This is a genomic window from Glycomyces sp. L485 (assembly GCF_022548875.1).
Lineage (GTDB): Bacteria > Actinomycetota > Actinomycetes > Mycobacteriales > Micromonosporaceae > Glycomyces.
Genome location: NZ_JAKZEW010000017.1, coordinates 1 through 17,930, shown reverse-complemented (window position 1 = coordinate 17,930; position 17,930 = coordinate 1). Strand labels below are relative to the sequence as shown.

Annotated in this window: 19 protein-coding genes, 1 tRNA gene and 1 other RNA gene; 14 read left to right on the top strand and 7 right to left on the bottom strand. The window is 67.5% G+C overall.

The window, feature by feature from the left end; genetic code table 11:
- Window positions 1-43 precede the first annotated feature (43 nt).
- The 4 genes from L0U85_RS10550 to L0U85_RS10535 all read right to left on the bottom strand — a co-directional run bounded on the left by L0U85_RS10550 (window position 44) and on the right by L0U85_RS10535 (window position 2,568).
- Entirely contained in the window at window positions 44-433 is a 390-nt protein-coding gene (locus L0U85_RS10550; RefSeq protein ID WP_241377721.1) for a DUF302 domain-containing protein, read from the bottom strand.
- 463 nt (window positions 434-896) lie between these two features.
- Window positions 897-1,562 (bottom strand): hypothetical protein, encoded by a 666-nt coding sequence (locus tag L0U85_RS10545; protein WP_241377720.1) that lies wholly within the window; start codon window positions 1,560-1,562, stop codon window positions 897-899.
- Window positions 1,563-1,630: 68 nt separating this feature from the next.
- Window positions 1,631-1,706: transfer RNA gene (locus L0U85_RS10540), tRNA-Glu, on the bottom strand.
- Between the two features lie 226 nt (window positions 1,707-1,932).
- Entirely contained in the window at window positions 1,933-2,568 is a 636-nt protein-coding gene (locus tag L0U85_RS10535; protein ID WP_241377719.1) for a hypothetical protein, read from the bottom strand.
- Between the two features lie 295 nt (window positions 2,569-2,863).
- Between L0U85_RS10535 and eno the strand changes: the two genes are divergently transcribed.
- From eno to L0U85_RS10510, 5 genes are all read left to right on the top strand, one after another.
- Window positions 2,864-4,147 (top strand): phosphopyruvate hydratase, encoded by a 1,284-nt coding sequence (gene eno / locus L0U85_RS10530; protein WP_241377718.1) that lies wholly within the window; start codon window positions 2,864-2,866, stop codon window positions 4,145-4,147.
- A 76-nt stretch (window positions 4,148-4,223) separates the two neighbouring features.
- Window positions 4,224-4,742, top strand: a complete 519-nt coding sequence (locus L0U85_RS10525) for a septum formation initiator family protein (protein ID WP_241377717.1) — start codon at window positions 4,224-4,226, stop codon at window positions 4,740-4,742.
- 32 nt (window positions 4,743-4,774) lie between these two features.
- Complete coding sequence (locus L0U85_RS10520) at window positions 4,775-5,272, top strand: DUF501 domain-containing protein (protein ID WP_241377716.1); 498 nt, start codon at window positions 4,775-4,777, stop codon at window positions 5,270-5,272.
- Window positions 5,269-6,186: a Ppx/GppA family phosphatase gene (locus L0U85_RS10515; RefSeq protein WP_241377715.1), complete on the top strand. Its 918-nt coding sequence runs from the start codon at window positions 5,269-5,271 to the stop codon at window positions 6,184-6,186. Before L0U85_RS10520 ends, L0U85_RS10515 begins: the two co-directional genes overlap by 4 nt.
- Before the next feature lie 77 nt (window positions 6,187-6,263).
- Window positions 6,264-6,962 carry a TetR/AcrR family transcriptional regulator gene (locus L0U85_RS10510; RefSeq protein WP_241377714.1) on the top strand — a complete coding sequence of 233 codons (699 nt, stop codon included), beginning with the start codon at window positions 6,264-6,266 and terminating at the stop codon, window positions 6,960-6,962.
- A 3-nt stretch (window positions 6,963-6,965) separates the two neighbouring features.
- On the opposite strand, the gene L0U85_RS10505 is transcribed toward L0U85_RS10510, so the two are convergent.
- Complete coding sequence (locus L0U85_RS10505; RefSeq protein WP_241377713.1) at window positions 6,966-7,775, bottom strand: protein phosphatase 2C domain-containing protein; 810 nt, start codon at window positions 7,773-7,775, stop codon at window positions 6,966-6,968.
- A 282-nt stretch (window positions 7,776-8,057) separates the two neighbouring features.
- Between L0U85_RS10505 and L0U85_RS10500 the strand changes: the two genes are divergently transcribed.
- The 8 genes from L0U85_RS10500 to ssrA all read left to right on the top strand — a co-directional run bounded on the left by L0U85_RS10500 (window position 8,058) and on the right by ssrA (window position 15,471).
- A complete protein-coding gene (locus L0U85_RS10500; RefSeq protein ID WP_241377712.1) occupies window positions 8,058-9,362 on the top strand; it encodes a serine/threonine-protein kinase in 1,305 nt (434 codons plus the stop codon).
- Window positions 9,363-9,613: 251 nt separating this feature from the next.
- Window positions 9,614-10,123 (top strand): PadR family transcriptional regulator, encoded by a 510-nt coding sequence (locus tag L0U85_RS10495; protein ID WP_277605652.1) that lies wholly within the window; start codon window positions 9,614-9,616, stop codon window positions 10,121-10,123.
- A 125-nt stretch (window positions 10,124-10,248) separates the two neighbouring features.
- Window positions 10,249-11,361 carry a peptide chain release factor 2 gene (gene prfB, locus L0U85_RS10490; RefSeq protein WP_241377710.1) on the top strand — a complete coding sequence of 371 codons (1,113 nt, stop codon included), beginning with the start codon at window positions 10,249-10,251 and terminating at the stop codon, window positions 11,359-11,361.
- A 208-nt stretch (window positions 11,362-11,569) separates the two neighbouring features.
- Window positions 11,570-12,250 (top strand): cell division ATP-binding protein FtsE, encoded by a 681-nt coding sequence (gene ftsE, locus L0U85_RS10485; RefSeq protein ID WP_241377709.1) that lies wholly within the window; start codon window positions 11,570-11,572, stop codon window positions 12,248-12,250.
- Between the two features lie 23 nt (window positions 12,251-12,273).
- A complete protein-coding gene (ftsX, locus tag L0U85_RS10480) occupies window positions 12,274-13,149 on the top strand; it encodes a permease-like cell division protein FtsX (RefSeq protein WP_241377708.1) in 876 nt (291 codons plus the stop codon).
- Between the two features lie 71 nt (window positions 13,150-13,220).
- On the top strand, window positions 13,221-14,468 hold the full coding sequence (locus tag L0U85_RS10475) for a M23 family metallopeptidase (RefSeq protein WP_241377707.1): 1,248 nt from the start codon (window positions 13,221-13,223) through the stop codon (window positions 14,466-14,468).
- Window positions 14,469-14,505: 37 nt separating this feature from the next.
- Window positions 14,506-15,012 (top strand): SsrA-binding protein SmpB, encoded by a 507-nt coding sequence (gene smpB, locus L0U85_RS10470; protein WP_347177416.1) that lies wholly within the window; start codon window positions 14,506-14,508, stop codon window positions 15,010-15,012.
- A gap of 83 nt (window positions 15,013-15,095) precedes the next feature.
- Window positions 15,096-15,471: a transfer-messenger RNA gene (gene ssrA / locus L0U85_RS10465) on the top strand.
- A 141-nt stretch (window positions 15,472-15,612) separates the two neighbouring features.
- On the opposite strand, the gene L0U85_RS20675 is transcribed toward ssrA, so the two are convergent.
- Complete coding sequence (locus tag L0U85_RS20675; protein WP_277605650.1) at window positions 15,613-15,744, bottom strand: hypothetical protein; 132 nt, start codon at window positions 15,742-15,744, stop codon at window positions 15,613-15,615.
- 67 nt (window positions 15,745-15,811) lie between these two features.
- Entirely contained in the window at window positions 15,812-16,777 is a 966-nt protein-coding gene (locus tag L0U85_RS10460; RefSeq protein ID WP_241377706.1) for a YafY family protein, read from the bottom strand.
- 112 nt (window positions 16,778-16,889) lie between these two features.
- Here L0U85_RS10460 and L0U85_RS10455 point away from each other — a divergent pair, with 112 nt between their 5' ends.
- Window positions 16,890-17,834 carry an alpha/beta hydrolase gene (locus L0U85_RS10455; RefSeq protein ID WP_241377705.1) on the top strand — a complete coding sequence of 315 codons (945 nt, stop codon included), beginning with the start codon at window positions 16,890-16,892 and terminating at the stop codon, window positions 17,832-17,834.
- Window positions 17,835-17,930: the final 96 nt, after the last annotated feature.

Sequence of the window (17,930 nt, the reverse complement as noted above, 5' to 3'; positions counted from 1 at the left end):
ACCCCGCCGCCTTCGGAGGAAGGCCCCGACGTGGCCTCCTGGATCAGGAACGCATGCCCTCAAGCGCGGCACGCAGGCGCCGACCCGCCTCGGCCGCGACCGGAGCGAGGTCCGCTTTGCCGGTGACGTCGACCATGACCTGCGGCTCCAACGCCTCGACCACGGTCTCGTCCTCGTCCCGGCGGACTACGACGTTGCAGGGCAGCAGCAACCCGATCCGCCGGTCGACTTCCAGCGCCTGATGTGCCAGGGGAGGGTTGCAAGCACCGAGGATGAGGTAGTCCTCGGTCTCCTCGCCGAGCTTCTCTCGCAGAGTCGCCTGCACGTCGATCTCGGTGAGTACGCCGAAGCCCTGCTCCTGCAACGCCTCACGGACCCGTTCCACCGTGTCGGCGAACGGCTTCCGCAGTCGAATCGCCGTCCAATACTCCATGTCAGCCTCCAGCCGTCTGATCCTTCTCGGCGGTTCCATCGGCGGGCCGCCATTCCGGCTTCGTCGTATGCCCGCCGCCATAGCCTACGAAGATCGCCGTCGCCATATGCGGTTTCCGCGCCGGCGTCGGTTCACAGCCAGAATCCTGAACCAGACCAGACCCTGCTGCAACACGGTGACGTGAAGGTCCTGATCGAACGTCCGCCCGGTGGATCGATCCTCCTCGATTCCAGTCTCACCGACCCCAGCGAATACAACAGCGACAACCACCTTGACCCCATGCTGGCCCGAGGCACCGTCACCGATCTCGCCGACTTCCGGTGCCGCCCTCCAACTGGAGGAGCGCGACCCTGGCCCGGGCTGGCACCCTGAGGCGCGACCAAGGTAGTTCACACGCACTCTGGTGATCGCAAGCCGGTCGAGGACTGGGCGGAGTGTCTCGGTACGGCAATCTTCAGGAGACTCAGGTGCTGCCACTCTCGTTGAGCGACCATCGGCGGAGAGGTTCGTGTGCTGCCAGACGAGGGTCGCTCTTGATTGCGGCCTGGGCGAATTCTCGGCGAAGGTCCCTGAGATGGTCAGCGAGGACGCTGCGCTCGCATACGGCCTCTGGGCGCGCGGTGAGATGGTGTGGCAATGGGCTCTTGATATCGATCCCGTTCGCTTCGAGCCAGGGCACTCGGAAGAGCCGGACCTGGTCGTGGGAGGCATCGAAGGCGATGGACTCGGAGGATGCCGGATAGAACTCGAGTACTCCCGTTCGGTGCTCCTCCAAGGCCCCAAGCGCCGCATCCATACTCTCGAAGAGGTCGACGATGTCCGTGTAGTCCAAGGTCGGCTCGCAATCGGAGTATCCGATGATGCGAGCCACGACATATCGCGTCTCCAGAAGCTGAGCGGCACATACCAGGGTGGAGAACTCGTAGGGACCGTCGATCTCGATCGATTCGAGCAGCTCGCTGTACAGCTCGTCGATCTCGGCCTGTGGCTTCGGCTCGTGGGCGGTCCACTCGATCCTGAACATGGCTCCTCCTACCAGCGCTGTAGACACCAGATACTGATCGACCGCACGCAATCGCGTCAAACGCGACGAAGGGGACGCGCCCTCGATGCTGGTGCGCATGTTCATGTGTGAGAAACGGACATACGCGAAACGGCCGGATCTTTCGACCCGACCGTTTTCGAACATCAATACTCTGGTACTCCCGAGCGGATTCGAACCGCCGTTTCCGCCTTGAGAGGGCGGCGTCCTAGGCCCCTAGACGACGGGAGCTTGGCCTTGTTTCGCACCCTGCGATGCGGCAACGTCGACAAGCTTACCCGACCGATTCGCGGTAGCTCCACAGGGATGTCGCTTGTGACGCGGCATACGCGTCGAGGGGTTGCGGATGGTGCGGGGCGGACCGGGCGGCGCTGACACCCTTTCGGGCGAACCCCCGTAGCGCCTGGCCCGGCCCGCCGGGAGACTCTAACCTGACTTCGGTTCGCCGACGCCGGAACTACTCGTTGTTGTGCCTGCTGGTACCCGCCAGCTCGTCCAGCCGCGCGTCGTCGACGCCATCGTGGTAGTTCACCAGTTTGGCCGTGTAGGTGACTTCGCCGAGGTCGGCCGTGATCGAGGCGATCACGCCGATCGTGGTCACGCACACCTCGAAGGCGCCCACCGGCGACTCCGCGGCGCCCCGCACGTTCACGCAGTCCGCCAACTCTCCGGCGAGGGTCGTGTCCGAGAACTCCGACCGCGCCGACGGGTCTCCGGAGGTCGCAGTCAGCCATTCCGACACTTCGCCGCCGGTCGGCAGCACCCCGGTGAGCTCGCCGCTCAACCAGCCCGGGATCTCCTCGACGTCCTCGCCGGTCCAGAACTCGGGCCGGTCGTCGACCACCACGGCGGCCGTGGCCGCCTCGGGATCCACCGCTAGGAGCACCGACGTGCCGGTGCCCTCCACCAGGTACGCGGCTGTGTAGGCGTGCCCGTCGGCGCCGTTCAAGCGTTCGCCGAGTTCCACCAGTGCGGCCTGGTCCTCCGAGACTGTATCGGTCTCCTCTCCGGTGTCGTTCGTGCAGCCCGCTAGTGCGAGTACCGCCGCCGCACCGAGGGCAGCGCGGCGGTGCAGGGAGTTCCGAGTGGGCATGAGGCTCCAATTCCCAGAGGTGCGGGCGTTCGAGAATGCCAGTGGCGCACTGGATTCGCTGGGCACGCCTAGCACGGGTGTCTGATCTGAGGTTCGCCCCCACCTTATAGGGCTGCGGCCAGATTCCGATCATGGTTTGCACGGCGGCGCGCCTTCTCGGATCGCGAGCACCGACGGAGGGGGCGAGGCGTACGCTAAGGAGCTGTGGCCGGCGCAGTGTCGGGTCGGTCGAAATCCTCGGGACACAGGCCCGTAATCGGGCTGAACGTCAGATTCGGCTATTTCAGGAGTGACAGTGGCTGCAATTGAAGACATTCGGGCACGGGAGATTCTCGACTCCCGCGGAAACCCCACCGTCGAGGTGGAGATCCTGCTCGACGACGACACGCTACAGCGGGCGGCCGTCCCCTCCGGCGCCTCGACCGGCGCCTTCGAGGCGCTCGAACTGCGCGACAAGGACCCGAAGCGCTACGTCGGCAAGGGCGTGGAGAAGGCGGTCGACAACGTCAACGGCCCCATCCGCGACGCCCTGATCGGCCTTGAAGCCTCCGAGCAGCGCCTGATCGACCAGGCCCTCCTCGACGCCGACGGCACCCCCGACAAGTCCGTCCTCGGCGCCAACGCCATCCTCGGCGTCTCCCTGGCCGTCGCCAAGGCCGCCGCCGACTCCTCCGAGCTGCCCCTCTACCGATATGTCGGCGGACCGAACGCGCACCTGCTGCCGGTGCCGTGCTTGAACATCCTCAACGGCGGCTCCCACGCTGATTCCAACGTGGACATCCAGGAGTTCATGATCGCCCCTGTCGGCGCGCCGACGTTCAAGGAGGCCCTGCGCTGGGGTGCCGAGACCTACCACGCCCTCAAGGCGGTCCTCAAGGACAAGGGCCTGAACACCGGCCTCGGCGACGAGGGCGGGTTCGCCCCCAGCCTCGGCTCGAACCGCGAGGCCCTCGACCTCATCAGCGTCGCCGTAGAGAAGGCCGGCTACAAGCTCGGCACTGACATCGCCTTCGCCATCGACGCAGCCGCCACCGAGTTCTACTCGGACGGCGCCTACGTCTTCGAGGGTGAGAAGCGGACGCCTGAGCAGATGAGCGCCTACTACGAGGAGCTCCTCGCCGCCTACCCCTTCGTGTCGATGGAGGACCCGCTCGCAGAAGAGGACTGGGCCGGCTGGGCCACCCTCACCGCGGCGGTGGGCGACAAAGTCCAGATCGTCGGCGACGACCTGTTCGTGACCAACCCCGAGCGCCTGCGCCGCGGCATCGAGGAGCAGGCCGCCAACGGCCTGCTCGTCAAGGTCAACCAGATCGGCTCGCTCACCGAGACCACCGACGCCGTCGAGATGGCCCACCGTGCCGGCTTCGGCTGCATGATGAGCCACCGCTCCGGTGAGACCGAGGACACCACGATCGCCGACCTGGCCGTCGCCATGGGCACCGGTCAGATCAAGACCGGCGCCCCGGCCCGCTCGGACCGCGTCGCCAAGTACAACCAGCTGCTGCGCATCGAGGAGAGCCTCGGCGACGCCGCCCGCTACGCCGGCGCGTCCGCCTTCCCGAAGTACAAGTCCGCGTAACGACACCGCGTTCGAAGGCCCCCGCGCCGATCGGCGCGGGGGCCTCGCCCGTCCCCGGATCGACTAGGCTGGGCCCGTGAGCGCCAGCCGACGACCCAGCCGCCCCGGAGCACGATCGACCGGTCCAGGTCGCACTCGCGCCGGTCGCAGGCCCGCTTCCGGCGTCCCCGTCCGCCCGAAGGTCAAGCGCGTCCGTGCCAGGGCCCAGAGCCGGCTCTCCCGCCGGGCCGCCGTCATCGCGCTCGTCCTCTCCGCGCTCGCCCTCGCCTACGCCTACCCCCTGCGCACCTACGTTGAACAGCGCATCGAGATCAACCGGCTCGAAGCCGAGCAGTCCGAGCAGCGCGAACGCCTCGCCGAGCTCGAAGCTGAGCGCATCAAATGGGACGACCCCGAATACGTCAAGGCCCAGATCCGCTCCAGCCTCCTGCTCGTCGAACCGGGGGAGAACCTCGTCATCGTCCAGGACGAGGAGGACCCCAGGCACACCGGCGGCGACGACGCCGAAGCCGACGCCGACCGGCCCTGGTACGACGACCTGGTCGCTACCTTTGAAGACGCCGACCAGCTCGACCAAGAGGAATCAGAGGATTGAAGCCCAACGCGTGGCCCCAAGAACCGCAGCCGGTGACCGAAACCGACGCCGCGGCCGTCTCGAACCAGCTCGGACGCCCGATCCGCGGCGCGCACGCCGTCGCCTGGCGCTGCCCGTGCGGCCAGCCCGCCGTCATCGAGACCGAGCCCAGGCTGCCTGACGGGACGCCCTTCCCCACCACCTACTATCTGACCTGCCCGAAGGCCGCCTCGGCCATCGGGCGGCTCGAAGGCGGCGGGGTCATGAAGGAGATGAACGACCGGCTCGCCGAGGACGAAGACCTCGCCGAGGCCCACCGGCGCTCCCACCAGGACTACCTCGCACGGCGAGCGGAACTCGGCGACGTGTCGGAGATCGACGGGGTCTCGGCCGGCGGCATGCCCGACCGCGTCAAGTGCCTGCACGCCCTCGTCGGCCACGCGCTGGCGGCCGGACCGGGTGTCGACCCGTTCGGCGACGAGGCGATCGAACGGCTCCCCGAATGGTGGAAGCACGGCAGTTGCGAAGCGGACCAGGAGGCGGGCGCATGAGGCGCGTAGCGGGAATCGACTGCGGAACGAACTCGATCCGACTGCTCATCGCGGACGTCGACGAAAGCGGGCGGCTCCACGACGTGGTGCGGCGCATGGAGGTCGTGCGACTCGGCGAAGGCGTCGACGACACCGGGCGGCTCTCGGGCGCCGCGCTGGAACGCACGCGGGTCGCGCTGGCCGACTACACCGCCCAGATCCGCGAGCACGGAGCCGAAGCGGTCCGCATGACCGCCACCTCGGCCAGCCGCGACGCCGAGAACGCCCACGAGTTCAAGGAGATGGTCGAATCGACGCTGGGCGCGGCCCCCGAGGTCATCACCGGTGACGACGAGGCCCGCCTGTCGTACACCGGCGCCGTGGCGACGCTTCCCGCGATCGAGGGCCAGCGCCTGCTGGTCGACATCGGTGGCGGCTCGACCGAATTCGTGCGCGGCGAGGACTCACGGGTCCTGTCGGCGATCTCGGTCGACGTCGGCTGCGTGCGCATGACCGAGCGCCACCTGCGCTCCGACCCGCCGACTCGGCCCGAGGCCGAGGCCGCCGTCGCCGACATCCAGTCGGTCGTGGACAGGGCCCTGTCGGTGGCCGACCCTGGCCGGGAGGCCGGCGAACTGGTGGCGGTGGCGGGGACGGCGACGACGCTCGCCGGCATCGCCCTCGACCTGCCCTCCTACGACGCCGACGCCATCGACGGCACCAAGCTGAGCTACGAGCAGGTGGCGAAGGTCACCGGTGACCTGGCGGCGGCCGATCACGCCGAGCGCCTGGCGATCCCGGTGATGCACCCCGGGCGCGCCGACGTCATCTTCGGCGGGGCGCTGGTGCTGCGGACCATCATGGAGCGGAGCGGCGCGGACGCCGTGCTCATCAGCGAGCACGACATCCTCGACGGCATCGCCCTGTCCGCATAGGATTCGGTGCCGCCCGGGGCGGTCCGGTCGACGCTCTCAGGGCAAGAGCGGCGCTCTGTTTTGTGTACACTGATCACATGAATGCTCCGAGAACCGCCAGGGAACGCGCCCGCGCCGAGCTCACCAAGGAAATCCTCTCCGCGGCGAAACACCAACTCGGCGAGGTCGGCCCCTCGGCCCTGTCGCTGCGCGCCGTCGCCCGCGAACTCGGCATGGCCTCCTCGGCGATCTACCGCTACTTCCCCAGCCGCGACGAACTCCTCACGGCCCTGATCCTCGACGGCTACAACGACATCGGCTCCGCGGCCGAAGGTGCGGACGACCCCGCCGCCGAACCGGGCGAGCGCTGGCTGGCAATCTGGCGGGCCGTGCGCGAATGGTCAATGTCCCACCGCTACGAGTTCGCGCTGCTGTTCGGGACTCCGGTTCCCGGCTACGCCGCCCCGCAGGAGACCGCCACTGCGGCCGGACGGATGCCGCTCGCGCTGGCCCGGGTGTTGTCGGACGCGAAGGCCGCCGGGAAGTTCCGTCCGCCGCCCGGCCCCTCCTGCGACCCGTCCCTCGTCGAGCCGGGCATGCTCGACCTGATGCCGGGCGAAGATCTCGTCGTCGACGAAGTCGCCCGGGGCATCCTGGCCTGGAACCGCCTGGTCGGCGTCATCTCGTTCGAACTGCACGGGCACCTGAACAACGTGACCGCCGACGACGCGGGCTTCTTCGAGTACACCGCCCGAATGGAGGGGACGGTCGCGGGCGTGCCCTTCGGCGACGCCTGACGCTCAGCCGCCCAGGGCCAGGCCGATCGCGATCGCCGCGACGACCAGGACCACCGCGATCGCCGCGGCGACCCAGGGCCACCGCTTGAACCGCTTGTGCTCCGAGACGTCGCCGACCACGACCGTGACGTTGTCGGGCCCGCCGCCTTCCAGCGCCAGGCGCACCAGCTCGTCGGCCGCCGCCTGCGGGTCGGTGAAGTCCCGCAGCGTCTCCTCGATGACCGAGTCGTCGACCACGTCGCTCAACCCGTCCGAGCACAGCATGTACCGGTCTTTGAGCGCGGCCGGCCGCGTCTCGAAGTGCGCCGGCGCCGGATTCGCCTGGAGCACGCGCGTCACCACCGACTTGTAGGGGTGGTCCTGCGCCTCGGCGGGGGTGATCGCGCCCTCGTCGACCAGGTGCTGGACGTACGAGTCGTCCACGGTCACCTGCACGAAGTCCTCACCGCGCAGCTGGTAAGCCCGCGAATCGCCGATATGGACGATGTCGACCGAGTCGTCGCCGAGCCACAGGGCCGTCAGCGTCGTCGCCATGCCCTCCGACTCCGGGTTCTCGGCCACCGCCGCGCGGATTCGGTCTCGTGCGGCGTCGACGACCTCGCCCAGCTCGGCCTCGGCCTCCACCGGAGAACGGCGCGCGAGCCGAGTCACCTCGGTGATCGTCACTCCGCTCGCGACCTCACCGGCGGCGGCCCCGCCCACCCCGTCTGCGACCGCGAGTAGGCGCCGCGACGCCAGGTGGGAGTCCTCGTTGAGATCGCGGACTTTGCCCACGTCGGTGGCGGCGCCATAGCGCCAACGTAGTTCGGTCACAGGCGATCACCACTGAGTTCGCACCGGGTTTCGGCATTCTGTTTGAAGCATGGCCGTTCGAGGGACATGGGCGCAAGTGTAGTGGTTGGTCGGGCACGAGAGACGACCCGCGATTCCCGGCCGTTCGCCCGAACGGCCGCCTGACCTGGATCCGCGCCCGCCGGTCCGCGCCGCGACCCGTGTATCCCAGGATCGTGCCAGCCTCCCCTCAGCCCGCTGACCTGCTAGAAGTGCCGATTTACAGTGGAATCGCCAAGGTCCGAACCAGCCCGAGGAGGCACCATGGCCACCGTCCTGGCCGACCGCTTCGTCCTCCAGACCGAGATCGCACGAGGCGCGGTCGGCGTCGTGTGGCGCGGCCACGACCAGGCCAGCGGTGAACCGGTCGCCGTCAAGGTCCTCCGCGATGAGCTGCGCGGCGAGGTCGACATCGTCGAGGGCTTCTTCTCCGAGGCCGAGATCCTGGCCGCAGTCGACCATCCCGGCGTGATCGGCGTGCGCGACTTCGTCGTCACCGACGCGGTCCTCGCGATCGTCCTCGAACTCGCCGAAGGCACCGACCTGCGCGAGCACCTGAGCCTCCACGGACCTCTCCCGGCCGCCGAGGCCGCCCTCCGCTGCGCGGACGCCGCCGAGACCCTTGCCGCCGTCCAGCGCGCGGGATTCCTCCACGGGGACGTCAAGCCCGGCAACCTCATGCTCGTCGGCGACGGCGTCAAGCTCGTGGACTTCGGCGTCGCCCGCGCCGCCGGCTCCACCTCCACGCCCTCCCACGGCACCCCCGAGTACACCGCGCCCGAGATCGCCGCCGGTGAATCCGCCTGCCCGGGCATCGACAACTACGCGCTGGGGCTGGTCCTGTACGAGGCCCTCACCGGGCACAGCGCCTACCGCGGCGGCTCGATCACCGACGTGCTCGAACGCCATCTGGCGCAGATCCCCGTCAAGCCCGCCGCCGTGGACGCCGACCTGTGGACGGTGGTCGAGACGCTCCTCGCGCTCGACCCGCGCGGGCGCGGCGACCTCGACGCCGTCGCCGTCGAACTGCGCCGCCTCGCCCCCGGACTGTCGCGGCAGGCGACCGCCCCGATCGAACCGGAGCTGCGCGACCGAGGCGCCACCGCCCCGATCACCTCCGCGCCGGCGACGCCGCCGCTGCCACAGATCGCCGCCGCCGCGGTGCGCGAGGGCGCGAGGCCCTCGAAGCGGTGGCCGCGGGCGCTCGTCGGCGCCGGAGCGGTCGGTCTTGCCGCGGTCGCCGCGTGCGTCCTCTTCGCTCTCCCCGGGATCGGCGGCGGCGACGGTACCGACGTCGCCGACCCGTCCTCGACGACGGCCCCCGCGAAGACGAGCGACAGCCCCGAACCGACCGACGGGCCCGCCGATCCCCCGGAGGAGCCCACCGTCGACCCCACGACACCGGGGCTCGATGAGCCCGAGGCGGATAGCGACACTCCTGCAATCGAAACAGATGATTTGTCCGATTCAGACGAGAATGACAGCGCTCCCGAAGACTCCAATGAGGGCGAACATGTCGACCAGATGCCCGGATCCGACCTCATCGGCTCCCGTATGCCGGGCAACTGAATGCGATGGCGACAGTCGATAATGCTCCGTAGCTAGAGCACGACACTGCGTTTGAGCAATCGGTGAGGCGATCGGGATCACAACATTGGAATTCTCCAAACACACGTTGTACTGAACTGGAAGCTCGTAGCCGATTCGCAAGGCTTGCAACGAATTCGGTAGACAGTCACTACTGTGCATTCGTAACGGTCAATCGACACATTGGAGCTGTCCACTTGTCAGAACCGTATCCACATGGCATCCTGTCGGGCATGGCAGGAAAAGAACTGAACGCAACCTCAGCAGCATTGCTGGGCTTGCTACACGAAGGTCCAATGACCGGTGGGCAACTCATGGCAGAGGCGACTCGTCGCCTCGGTCCGTACTGGACCATGACCCGCTCGCAGGTCTACCGCGAACTCCCGGCGCTGGCCGAGGCGGGCCTCGTCCGCGTCGGCAAACCGGGTCCGCGCGCATCGGTGCCGTACACGATCAGTGCCAACGGCAAGCGCGCCTTCACGCGCTGGCTCAACGAGCCGGCCCGCATCGGTCAGCTGCGCGACCCCGTCGCGCTGCGGACCGCCTTCACCGACTACATGTCCGCCGACACGCTGAACGACATGTTCGCCGACGCCACCGAGCAGCACCAGGAAGCCCTGGCAGAGGCCCGCGCCGCGGCGAAGGACTACTCCAGCGAGGACCCGGGCGCCGCAGCCGCGATGGAGTTCGCGGTCGGCTACCACCGGTCGGCACTCAGCTGGATCAAGAAGCGCGCTTCCTAGCTTCAAGCACTAGGCAGCGCGTTAGACACGGGTAAGCACTTCAAGCACGGAACGGGACGCCGGACCACATGCGGTCCAGCGTCCCGTTTCGTATGAGCGGGGCTACAGGCGTACCCTGATCTGTTGTGACCAGTGTCGATGTTTCCGCCGATCTGCGCGAATTGAAGGCGACCCTCGCGAGCGTCGAGGCCGTGCTCGACCTTCCGGCGCTGCGGCGTGAGAAGGAAGAGCTCGAAGCCGCCGCCGCCGACCCGGGGCTGTGGGACGACGCCGAACACGCCCAGAAGATCACCTCCCGACTCTCCTACGTCCAGGCCGAGCTGAACAAGCTCGCGGGCCTGCACGGGCGCATGGACGATGTCGAAGTCATGTTCGAGCTCGCCGAGAGCGAGGACGACGCGAGCGCCAGGGCCGAGGCCGTCGCCGAGCTCGGCTCCATCCGCAAGTCCGTCGACGAGCTCGAAGTCCGCACCCTGCTCTCGGGCGAGTACGACGAGCGCAACGCCGTCGTCTCGGTGCGCTCGGGCGCCGGCGGTGCCGACGCCTGTGACTTCGCCGAGCAGCTCATGCGCATGTACCTGCGGTGGGCCGAGGCGCACGACTTCGCCAGCGAGGTCTACGACGTCTCCTACGCCGAGGAGGCCGGCATCCGCTCGGCGACCTTCGCCGTCAAGGGCCCCTACGCGTACGGCACGCTCTCGGTCGAACAGGGCACCCACCGCGTGGTGCGGATCAGCAAGTACGACAACCAGGGGCGCCGCCAGACCGGCTTCGCCGCCGTCGAGGTGGTCCCGACCCTGGAGCAGACCGACAACATCGACATCCCCGACGACGAGATCCGCGTCGACGTCTACCGGTCATCGGGCCCCGGCGGCCAGGGCGTCAACACCACCGACTCGGCCGTGCGCCTGACTCACCTTCCGACCGGCCTGGTCGTGGCCTGCCAGAACGAGCGTTCGCAGCTGCAGAACAAGGCCACCGCCATGGCCGTGCTCAAGGCCAAGCTGCTCGTGCTCAAGCGCGAGGAGGAGAAGGCCAAGGTCGACGAGCTCCGCGGCTCGGCGACGGCCTCGTGGGGCGACCAGATGCGCTCCTACGTGGAGCACCCCTACCAGATGGTCAAGGACCTGCGAACCGGCTTCGAGACCTCCGACGTCAGAGGCGTCTACGACGGCAACATCGACTCGTTCCTGGAAGCGGGCATCCGCTGGCGCAGGAGCGGCGAGAAGGAGTCCTAGGCGGGCGGCACCGGTCGATCGCGCGACACTTCGCGGCAAAGTGCGGCAAACCATGGGCCGCGTGACCATAGTCGCTTCACCCGTTCGGACGAAATCGATTCGTTACCCGGAAACGGACGGGACATATGGGCCGTAAGTGCCACGGTATGCCACGCATGTACTGGAGCCGCTCGACCGTGGCGGGGCTTTGGCGGCTAGACTCCGCCACGTGATTCAGCTCGAGGGCGTAAACAAGCACTACCCCCGGTCGAACCGTCCGTCGGTCGAGGACGTCAACGTCTTCATCGACAAGGGAGAGTTCGTCTTCTTCATCGGCCCGACCGGCGCGGGGAAGTCCACGATCATCAAGCTCCTGCTGCGTGAAGAGGTACCCGACAAGGGCACCATCACCGTCGGCGACATGGACGTGACCAAGCTGCGCAGATGGAAGGTGCCGGCCTACCGGCGCAGCATCGGCTGCGTCTTCCAGGACTTCCGGCTCCTGCCCAACCGCACAGCGGCCGAGAACGTCGCCTTCGCGCTCGAAGTCATCGGCAAGCCCCGGTCGGTCGCCCGCCGTGTCGTGCCCGAGGTCCTCGAACTGGTCGGCCTCGGCGGCAAGGAGCACCGCTACCCCCACGAGCTCTCCGGCGGCGAGCAGCAGCGCGTGGCGGTGGCCCGCGCGTTCGTCAACCGGCCGCTCCTGCTGCTGGCCGACGAGCCCACCGGTAACCTCGACCCGGACACCTCCATCGAGATCATGCGGCTCCTCGACCGCATCAGCCGGACCGGCACCACCATCGTCATGGTCACCCACGACTCCAACATCGTGAACCAGATGCGCCGTCGCGTCATCGAGATCGAGAACGGCCAGATCGTCCGCGACCAAGCTCGCGGCGTCTACGGCTAAGCGGAAGGCAGAGAGCAGAGCACATGCGCGCGAAGTACGTGATGTCCGAGGTGTTCCTCGGACTGTGGCGCAATATCTCCATGACCGTCGCCATGATCATCACCATGGCGGTTTCCCTGACCATGCTCGGTGCCGGCCTGCTGCTGTACAACCAGGTCGACGTCATCGAGCGGTACTACCAGACGAACCTCGAGGTGGTGATCTACCTCGACCGCGAGATCACCGAAGAAGTCACCGACCAGATCCATTCGGACCTGCGGTCGAACCAGTACGTCGCCGAGGTCGAGTTCGAGTCGAAGGAGAAGGCGTGGGAACGGTTCCAGGAGACCTTCTCGGAATCCGAGGAGCTGATCGCCTCGGTGAACTCCGAGGTCCTGCCGGCGGCGTTCCGCATCAAACTGAAGGACATCGACAATGCGCCCCTGCTCATCGAGGAGTACGCCGGGCGTGACGGCGTCTACCAGGCCACGAACCAGCGGGAGATCCTCGACGACGTCTTCAACATCCTCGGCGGCGCCCAGAAGCTCACCCTCATCGTCGCGCTCGTCCAGGGCGTGGCCGCACTGATGCTGGTCGCGAACACCATCCAGGTCGCCGCCTACTCGCGGCGCCGCGAGGTAGCGATCATGAAGCTGGTCGGCGCCCCGAACTGGTTCGTGCAGGCCCCGTTCGTCATGGAGGCGGTCTTCGCCGGCATCATCGGCGCGATCTTCGCCTTCGGGACCCTGATCGCCGCGAAGGTCTTCGTGATCGACGGCCAGTTCTCAAACCTGTTCAGCCTGATGCCGCCGGTCGAATGGAACTCGGTGATCCTGCTGCTGCCGATCCTGGCCGGCATCGCGGCCGTGATCAGCGCGGTCACCGCCTGGATCACGCTGCGTTTCAATATCAAGGTGTAACCGTCGCCCTATTAGCGCAGTAAGCCACAAACGCCCGAATCTCTGTCATTGATGGACTAGGTTCGGGACACATGAGACGGATTAGCTTGCCGCTCGCGGCCCTGCTCCTCGGAGTGGCCGCGAGCGGCCCCGCCTCCGGCCTGCCCTCGCAAGACGAACTGGACGCCGTCGAGCGCGAGAAGGCCCGCATGGCCGCCGCACTCGAAGGTGCCTCAGAAGAGGTCGCCGAGGCCGGACAGACCCTCGCCGAGACCGAGTCGCGGTTGCCCGGTGCCGAACGGGCAGTCGACGAGGCCGAAGGGCGCATCGCCGCCGCCGAGGCCATCGCCGCCGAGTCCCAGCAGGACGCCGAGGAGGCCCGTGAAGCGCTCGCAGCGGCCGAGGCCGAGTTCGAGGCCGCCGCGGCGGCCGTCGAGGAGGCCCGCGAGGCGCAGGCCGAGATGTTGACCGCCATCTACCGGGGCGTCGAGTTGCTCACCGTCGACGCGATCCTCGGCGCCGATGACATGTCCCAGGTGGTCGACGGCCTCTCCTACTTCGAATTCATGGTCGAGGGCAAGAACGCCGCCGTCGAGGACGTGACCCTCAAGCGCCGCGAGGCGGCCAACGTCGAGGCCGCCGCCTCCGTCGCCGAAGCCGTGGCCGCCGAAGCCGGGGCCGAGGCTGAGGACGCCTTGGCCGCGGCCGAGGTCCGCGTCGACGAGGCCGTGGCCGCCCGGGCGGAGGTGGAGCAGCTCGTCGCCGAGCGCACCGACGCCCTCGCCGTCGCCGAGGCCGCCGAAGTCGAGGCGGAGGCCGAGTACGAGCGGCTGGAGGCCGAGTCCGAGCGCCTGGCCGAGGAGTTGCGGTCCGCGTCCTCCTCTGAGGGCTCCAGCGGCGACTCCTCGTCCGACGGCGAATCAGGGTCGGGCTTCGCGGTGCCGGTCAACGGCTGGAAGTCCTCGGACTTCGGGTGGAGGCGCCACCCGATCTACGGCACCTCCCGGTTCCACGGCGGCACCGACTTCGCCGCCGGCCACGGCTCCACGATCTACGCCGCCGACTCGGGGACCGTAGTCCACGCCGGCTGGAGCGGCAGCTACGGGATGCTCACCTGCATCGGACACGGCGGCGGCCTGAACAGCTGCTACGCCCACCAGTCGAGCATCTGGGTGAGCAAGGGCGAGCGCGTCTCGCGCAATGAGGGCATCGGCGCGGTGGGCTCCACGGGGGCCTCGACCGGTGCGCACCTGCACTTCGAGGTCCGGAAGGGCGGCGAGCGCGTGAACCCCTTGGGCTACCTCCCGTCCTGTCTGTGCCGCTTACAGCACCCGAATTGACGTCGACATACGTTTGTTCGATCGTTAAGCTTGGCGCGTGTCCAAGAAGAAGCAGCCGAAGCCCAAGCACTCGGGCCCCGAGCGCACCGTCGTGACGACCAACCGCAAAGCCCGCCACGACTACGACATCCTGGACACCTACGAGGCCGGGATGGTCCTGTCCGGGACCGAGGTCAAGGCGCTGCGCCAGGGGCGCGGCAACATCGTCGACGCGTACGCCGAGATCAGGAACGGCGAAGCGCGCGTCCACAACTTCCACATCCCCGAGTACGACTACGGGACCTGGACGAACCACCCCCCGAGGCGGATCCGCAAGCTCCTGCTGCACCGCGGCGAGATCGCCAAGCTGGAGCCGAAGCTCGACGAGGCCGGCCTGACGCTGGTGCCGCTGGCCGTCTATTTCCAGAACGGCTGGGCGAAGATGGAGCTGGGTCTGGCCAGGGGCCGCAAGAGCTACGACAAGCGCCAGGCCATCGCGAAGCGCGAGGCCGACCGCGAGATCGAGCGGGCCGTCGGCCGCGCCGCGAAGCGCGGGAACCGGTAGCGGGAATATCCCGTGGCCGGGTCCCGTTGGACTGAGCTAGAATCACTGAGCACAACTGAACAGGGGTATCTCACCTCAACCAAGGGGCTGATCGGTTTCGACTCCGTGTGTTGATGTGAGGGAAGCGGGTCGAGGAAGCCAACGCTGTCTCGTAAACCAACGTTGGAAAACAACAAGTGCCAACGCAAAAAGCACTTCTGACTACGCCCTCGCTGCTTAAGCGATAGCGTAGTCTGCCGCACCGGGGGCGCGTCCGCTCCGGATTCGCGGCATCATCTAGGACGCTAGGTCGACGACTTGGTCGCTGGGTCGTCGCACGACACTTTCGGCGGCTGGAGCCCGTCTCACCGACTTGTCCGCGAGATCGGCGGGGCTCGAGAAAAGGCACAGCGGACTGCACCCGGAGAAGCCTCACAAAGGCAGCGGAGGACCAGGGTTCGATTCCCTGCAGCTCCACACCACCATGGGCCCCTTGCGGGGCCCATGTGACCGTTTGTGATCGCCTGTGACTGGCAGTAGCCGGTCACAGGCGATTAACTTTCGCATATTCGTCTGTGCCCGCTTGCGACGGACTGTGACCGTTCGGACTCAGATCGACGATCACGGTCGCCCGTCGCCGAGCGTCTCGCGCAGTTGGGTGATTTCGCCTGCGTCGTCACCGCGCACGGACACGATGAACGAGTCGTCGTCGGTGCAGTCGAACGGGTGCGCCGCTGGAATGTCGTGGGCCATGGCCGCGAAACCGTTCTCGGCGGTGGCCTGGCCTGCATGACTTGATCGGTCGATCCGCTCCTGATGGTCATGGTGGCGGGGCGGTGAGGTGGGTGGCGAGCTGTCTGGCGGTGTCGGCGAGTTCGGCTGGTTCGATGACGGCCACTGGGGCGGTGAGTGCGATGCGGGCGACAGTCATGGCGAGCCGGCCGAGATCCTCACTGCGGATCTGGACGCGGCAAGCGTCCGTCTCCATCTCGATCGGCGTGTGGTCCACCCACCGGAGCACACCCTCGAGCTCGGCGAACGCGGCTTCGACGGCGATCTTCGCTACATGGAGACGGGGTATCGAGCTGACTGAGCTTGCGAGGAAGCTCGCAGCGTCGCCTCCCGGGATCGCGCGGGGCGTGAAATGCTCACCCGTCAGTCGGGGCTCCCGGAGCCGATCCAGCCGAAACGTGCGCCAGTCACCGCGATGCCGGTCCCACGCCACGAGATACCAGCGGCGACCGGCGGTGACGAGTCGGTGCGGCTGGACGAGCCGTCCGCTGGGCTCGCCGTCGTGCCGCCGGTAGTCGAAACGCACCTCCTCACAGTCTCGACACGCCGCGGCGAGCAAGCTGAGCGCTTCGGGGTCGACGATGCCGTCGTCTTCCGGCCGGATCGAAACAACGCTTGAATGGAGCGCCGACACCCGTCGGCGCAGCCGATGCGGCAGGAGTTGTTCGATCTTCATCAGGGCGCGCAGCGACGTCTCCTCCATGCCGACGACGGCGGCCTCCGCGGCATAGCGCAGACCGACGGCCACTGCGACGGCCTCGCCGTCGTCGAGGACCAGGGGCGGCAGGTGCGTCCCCGTCGCAAGCCGGTAGCCCCCGTATCTACCCGACGTGGCATCGACCGGATAGCCGAGATCGCGCAGCCGGTCGACGTCGCGGCGCACAGTTCGCTCCGTGATCTCGAGGCGTTCGGCGAGTTCGGCGCTGCGCCACCATCGATGGGTCTGCAGGAGCGAGAGCAGCTGCAGCGCTCGACCGGTGGGATCTTTCCGCATTTTCTCAGTGTGCCACTGATCGAGGACCGATCTTGTCCGCAATGCGCCCTACGGTGGTGGCGACCGGCGCTCAGGACGCCTGATCGTCTCGAAAAGCCATGGAGGAAGCGCAATGTTCAATCCCACTGATTTCCCCGAGCCCACCGTCATCCCGGTCAACGGGGTGGAACTCGAAGTGTTCGAAGCGGGCCGGCAGAACGCCGGAGCGCCCATTGTGCTCTGTCACGGCTGGCCGGAGCTCGCCTTTTCCTGGCGCTATCAAGTGCCTGCCCTGGTCGCAGCGGGCTACCACGTCATCGTCCCGAACCAGCGGGGTTACGGCAACTCCTCCCGTCCGGCTGAAGTGACCGACTACGACATCGCGCACCTCGCCGGTGACCTCATCGCACTGCTCGATCACTACGGATACGAAGACGCCACGTTCGTCGGCCATGACTGGGGCGCGATGGTCGTCTGGGGATTGACCTTGCTGCATCCGAACCGCGTGAACAAGGTGATCAACCTGAGCCTGCCGTATCAGGAGCGCGGAGAAACTCCCTGGATCGAGTTCATGGAAGCCATGCTCGGCGGCGACTTCTACTTCGTCCATTTCAATCGGCAGCCGGGCGTCGCGGATGCCGTACTCGAAGACAACACCTTCCAGTTCCTTCGCAACCTGTACCGGAAGAACGAGCCCCCGACAGAGCCGCAGCCGGGCATGGCGATGATCAACCTCGCCCGAGCGGCGACACCGCTCGGCGAGCCCGTGATGAGCGACGGCGAACTGGCCGTATTCGTCTCCGCCTTCGCATCATCGGGGTTCACGGGCAGCATCAACTGGTACAGGAATCTGGACCGCAACTGGCGCCTGCTCGCGGACGTGGACCCGGTCATCAAGCAGCCCGCCCTCATGATCTTCGGCGACCGGGACCCGGTCTCGAGGTCCGCGAACCTGACGGCGTTCGTGCCCAATGTGGATGTGATCAGTCTGGATTGCGGTCACTGGATCCAGCAGGAGAACCCGGAGGAGACCAACCAAGCGATGTTGCAATGGCTGGAACAACAGGGTGCCCGTTAGCCCCAAGAGCGTTTCAAGGTGAAGTGGGCCTTCGCGATGGAGCGTGGTGCGGGGCCAGGGCTTGATCAAGTTCCGTGAGGGTCTGGTTGGTTGCTG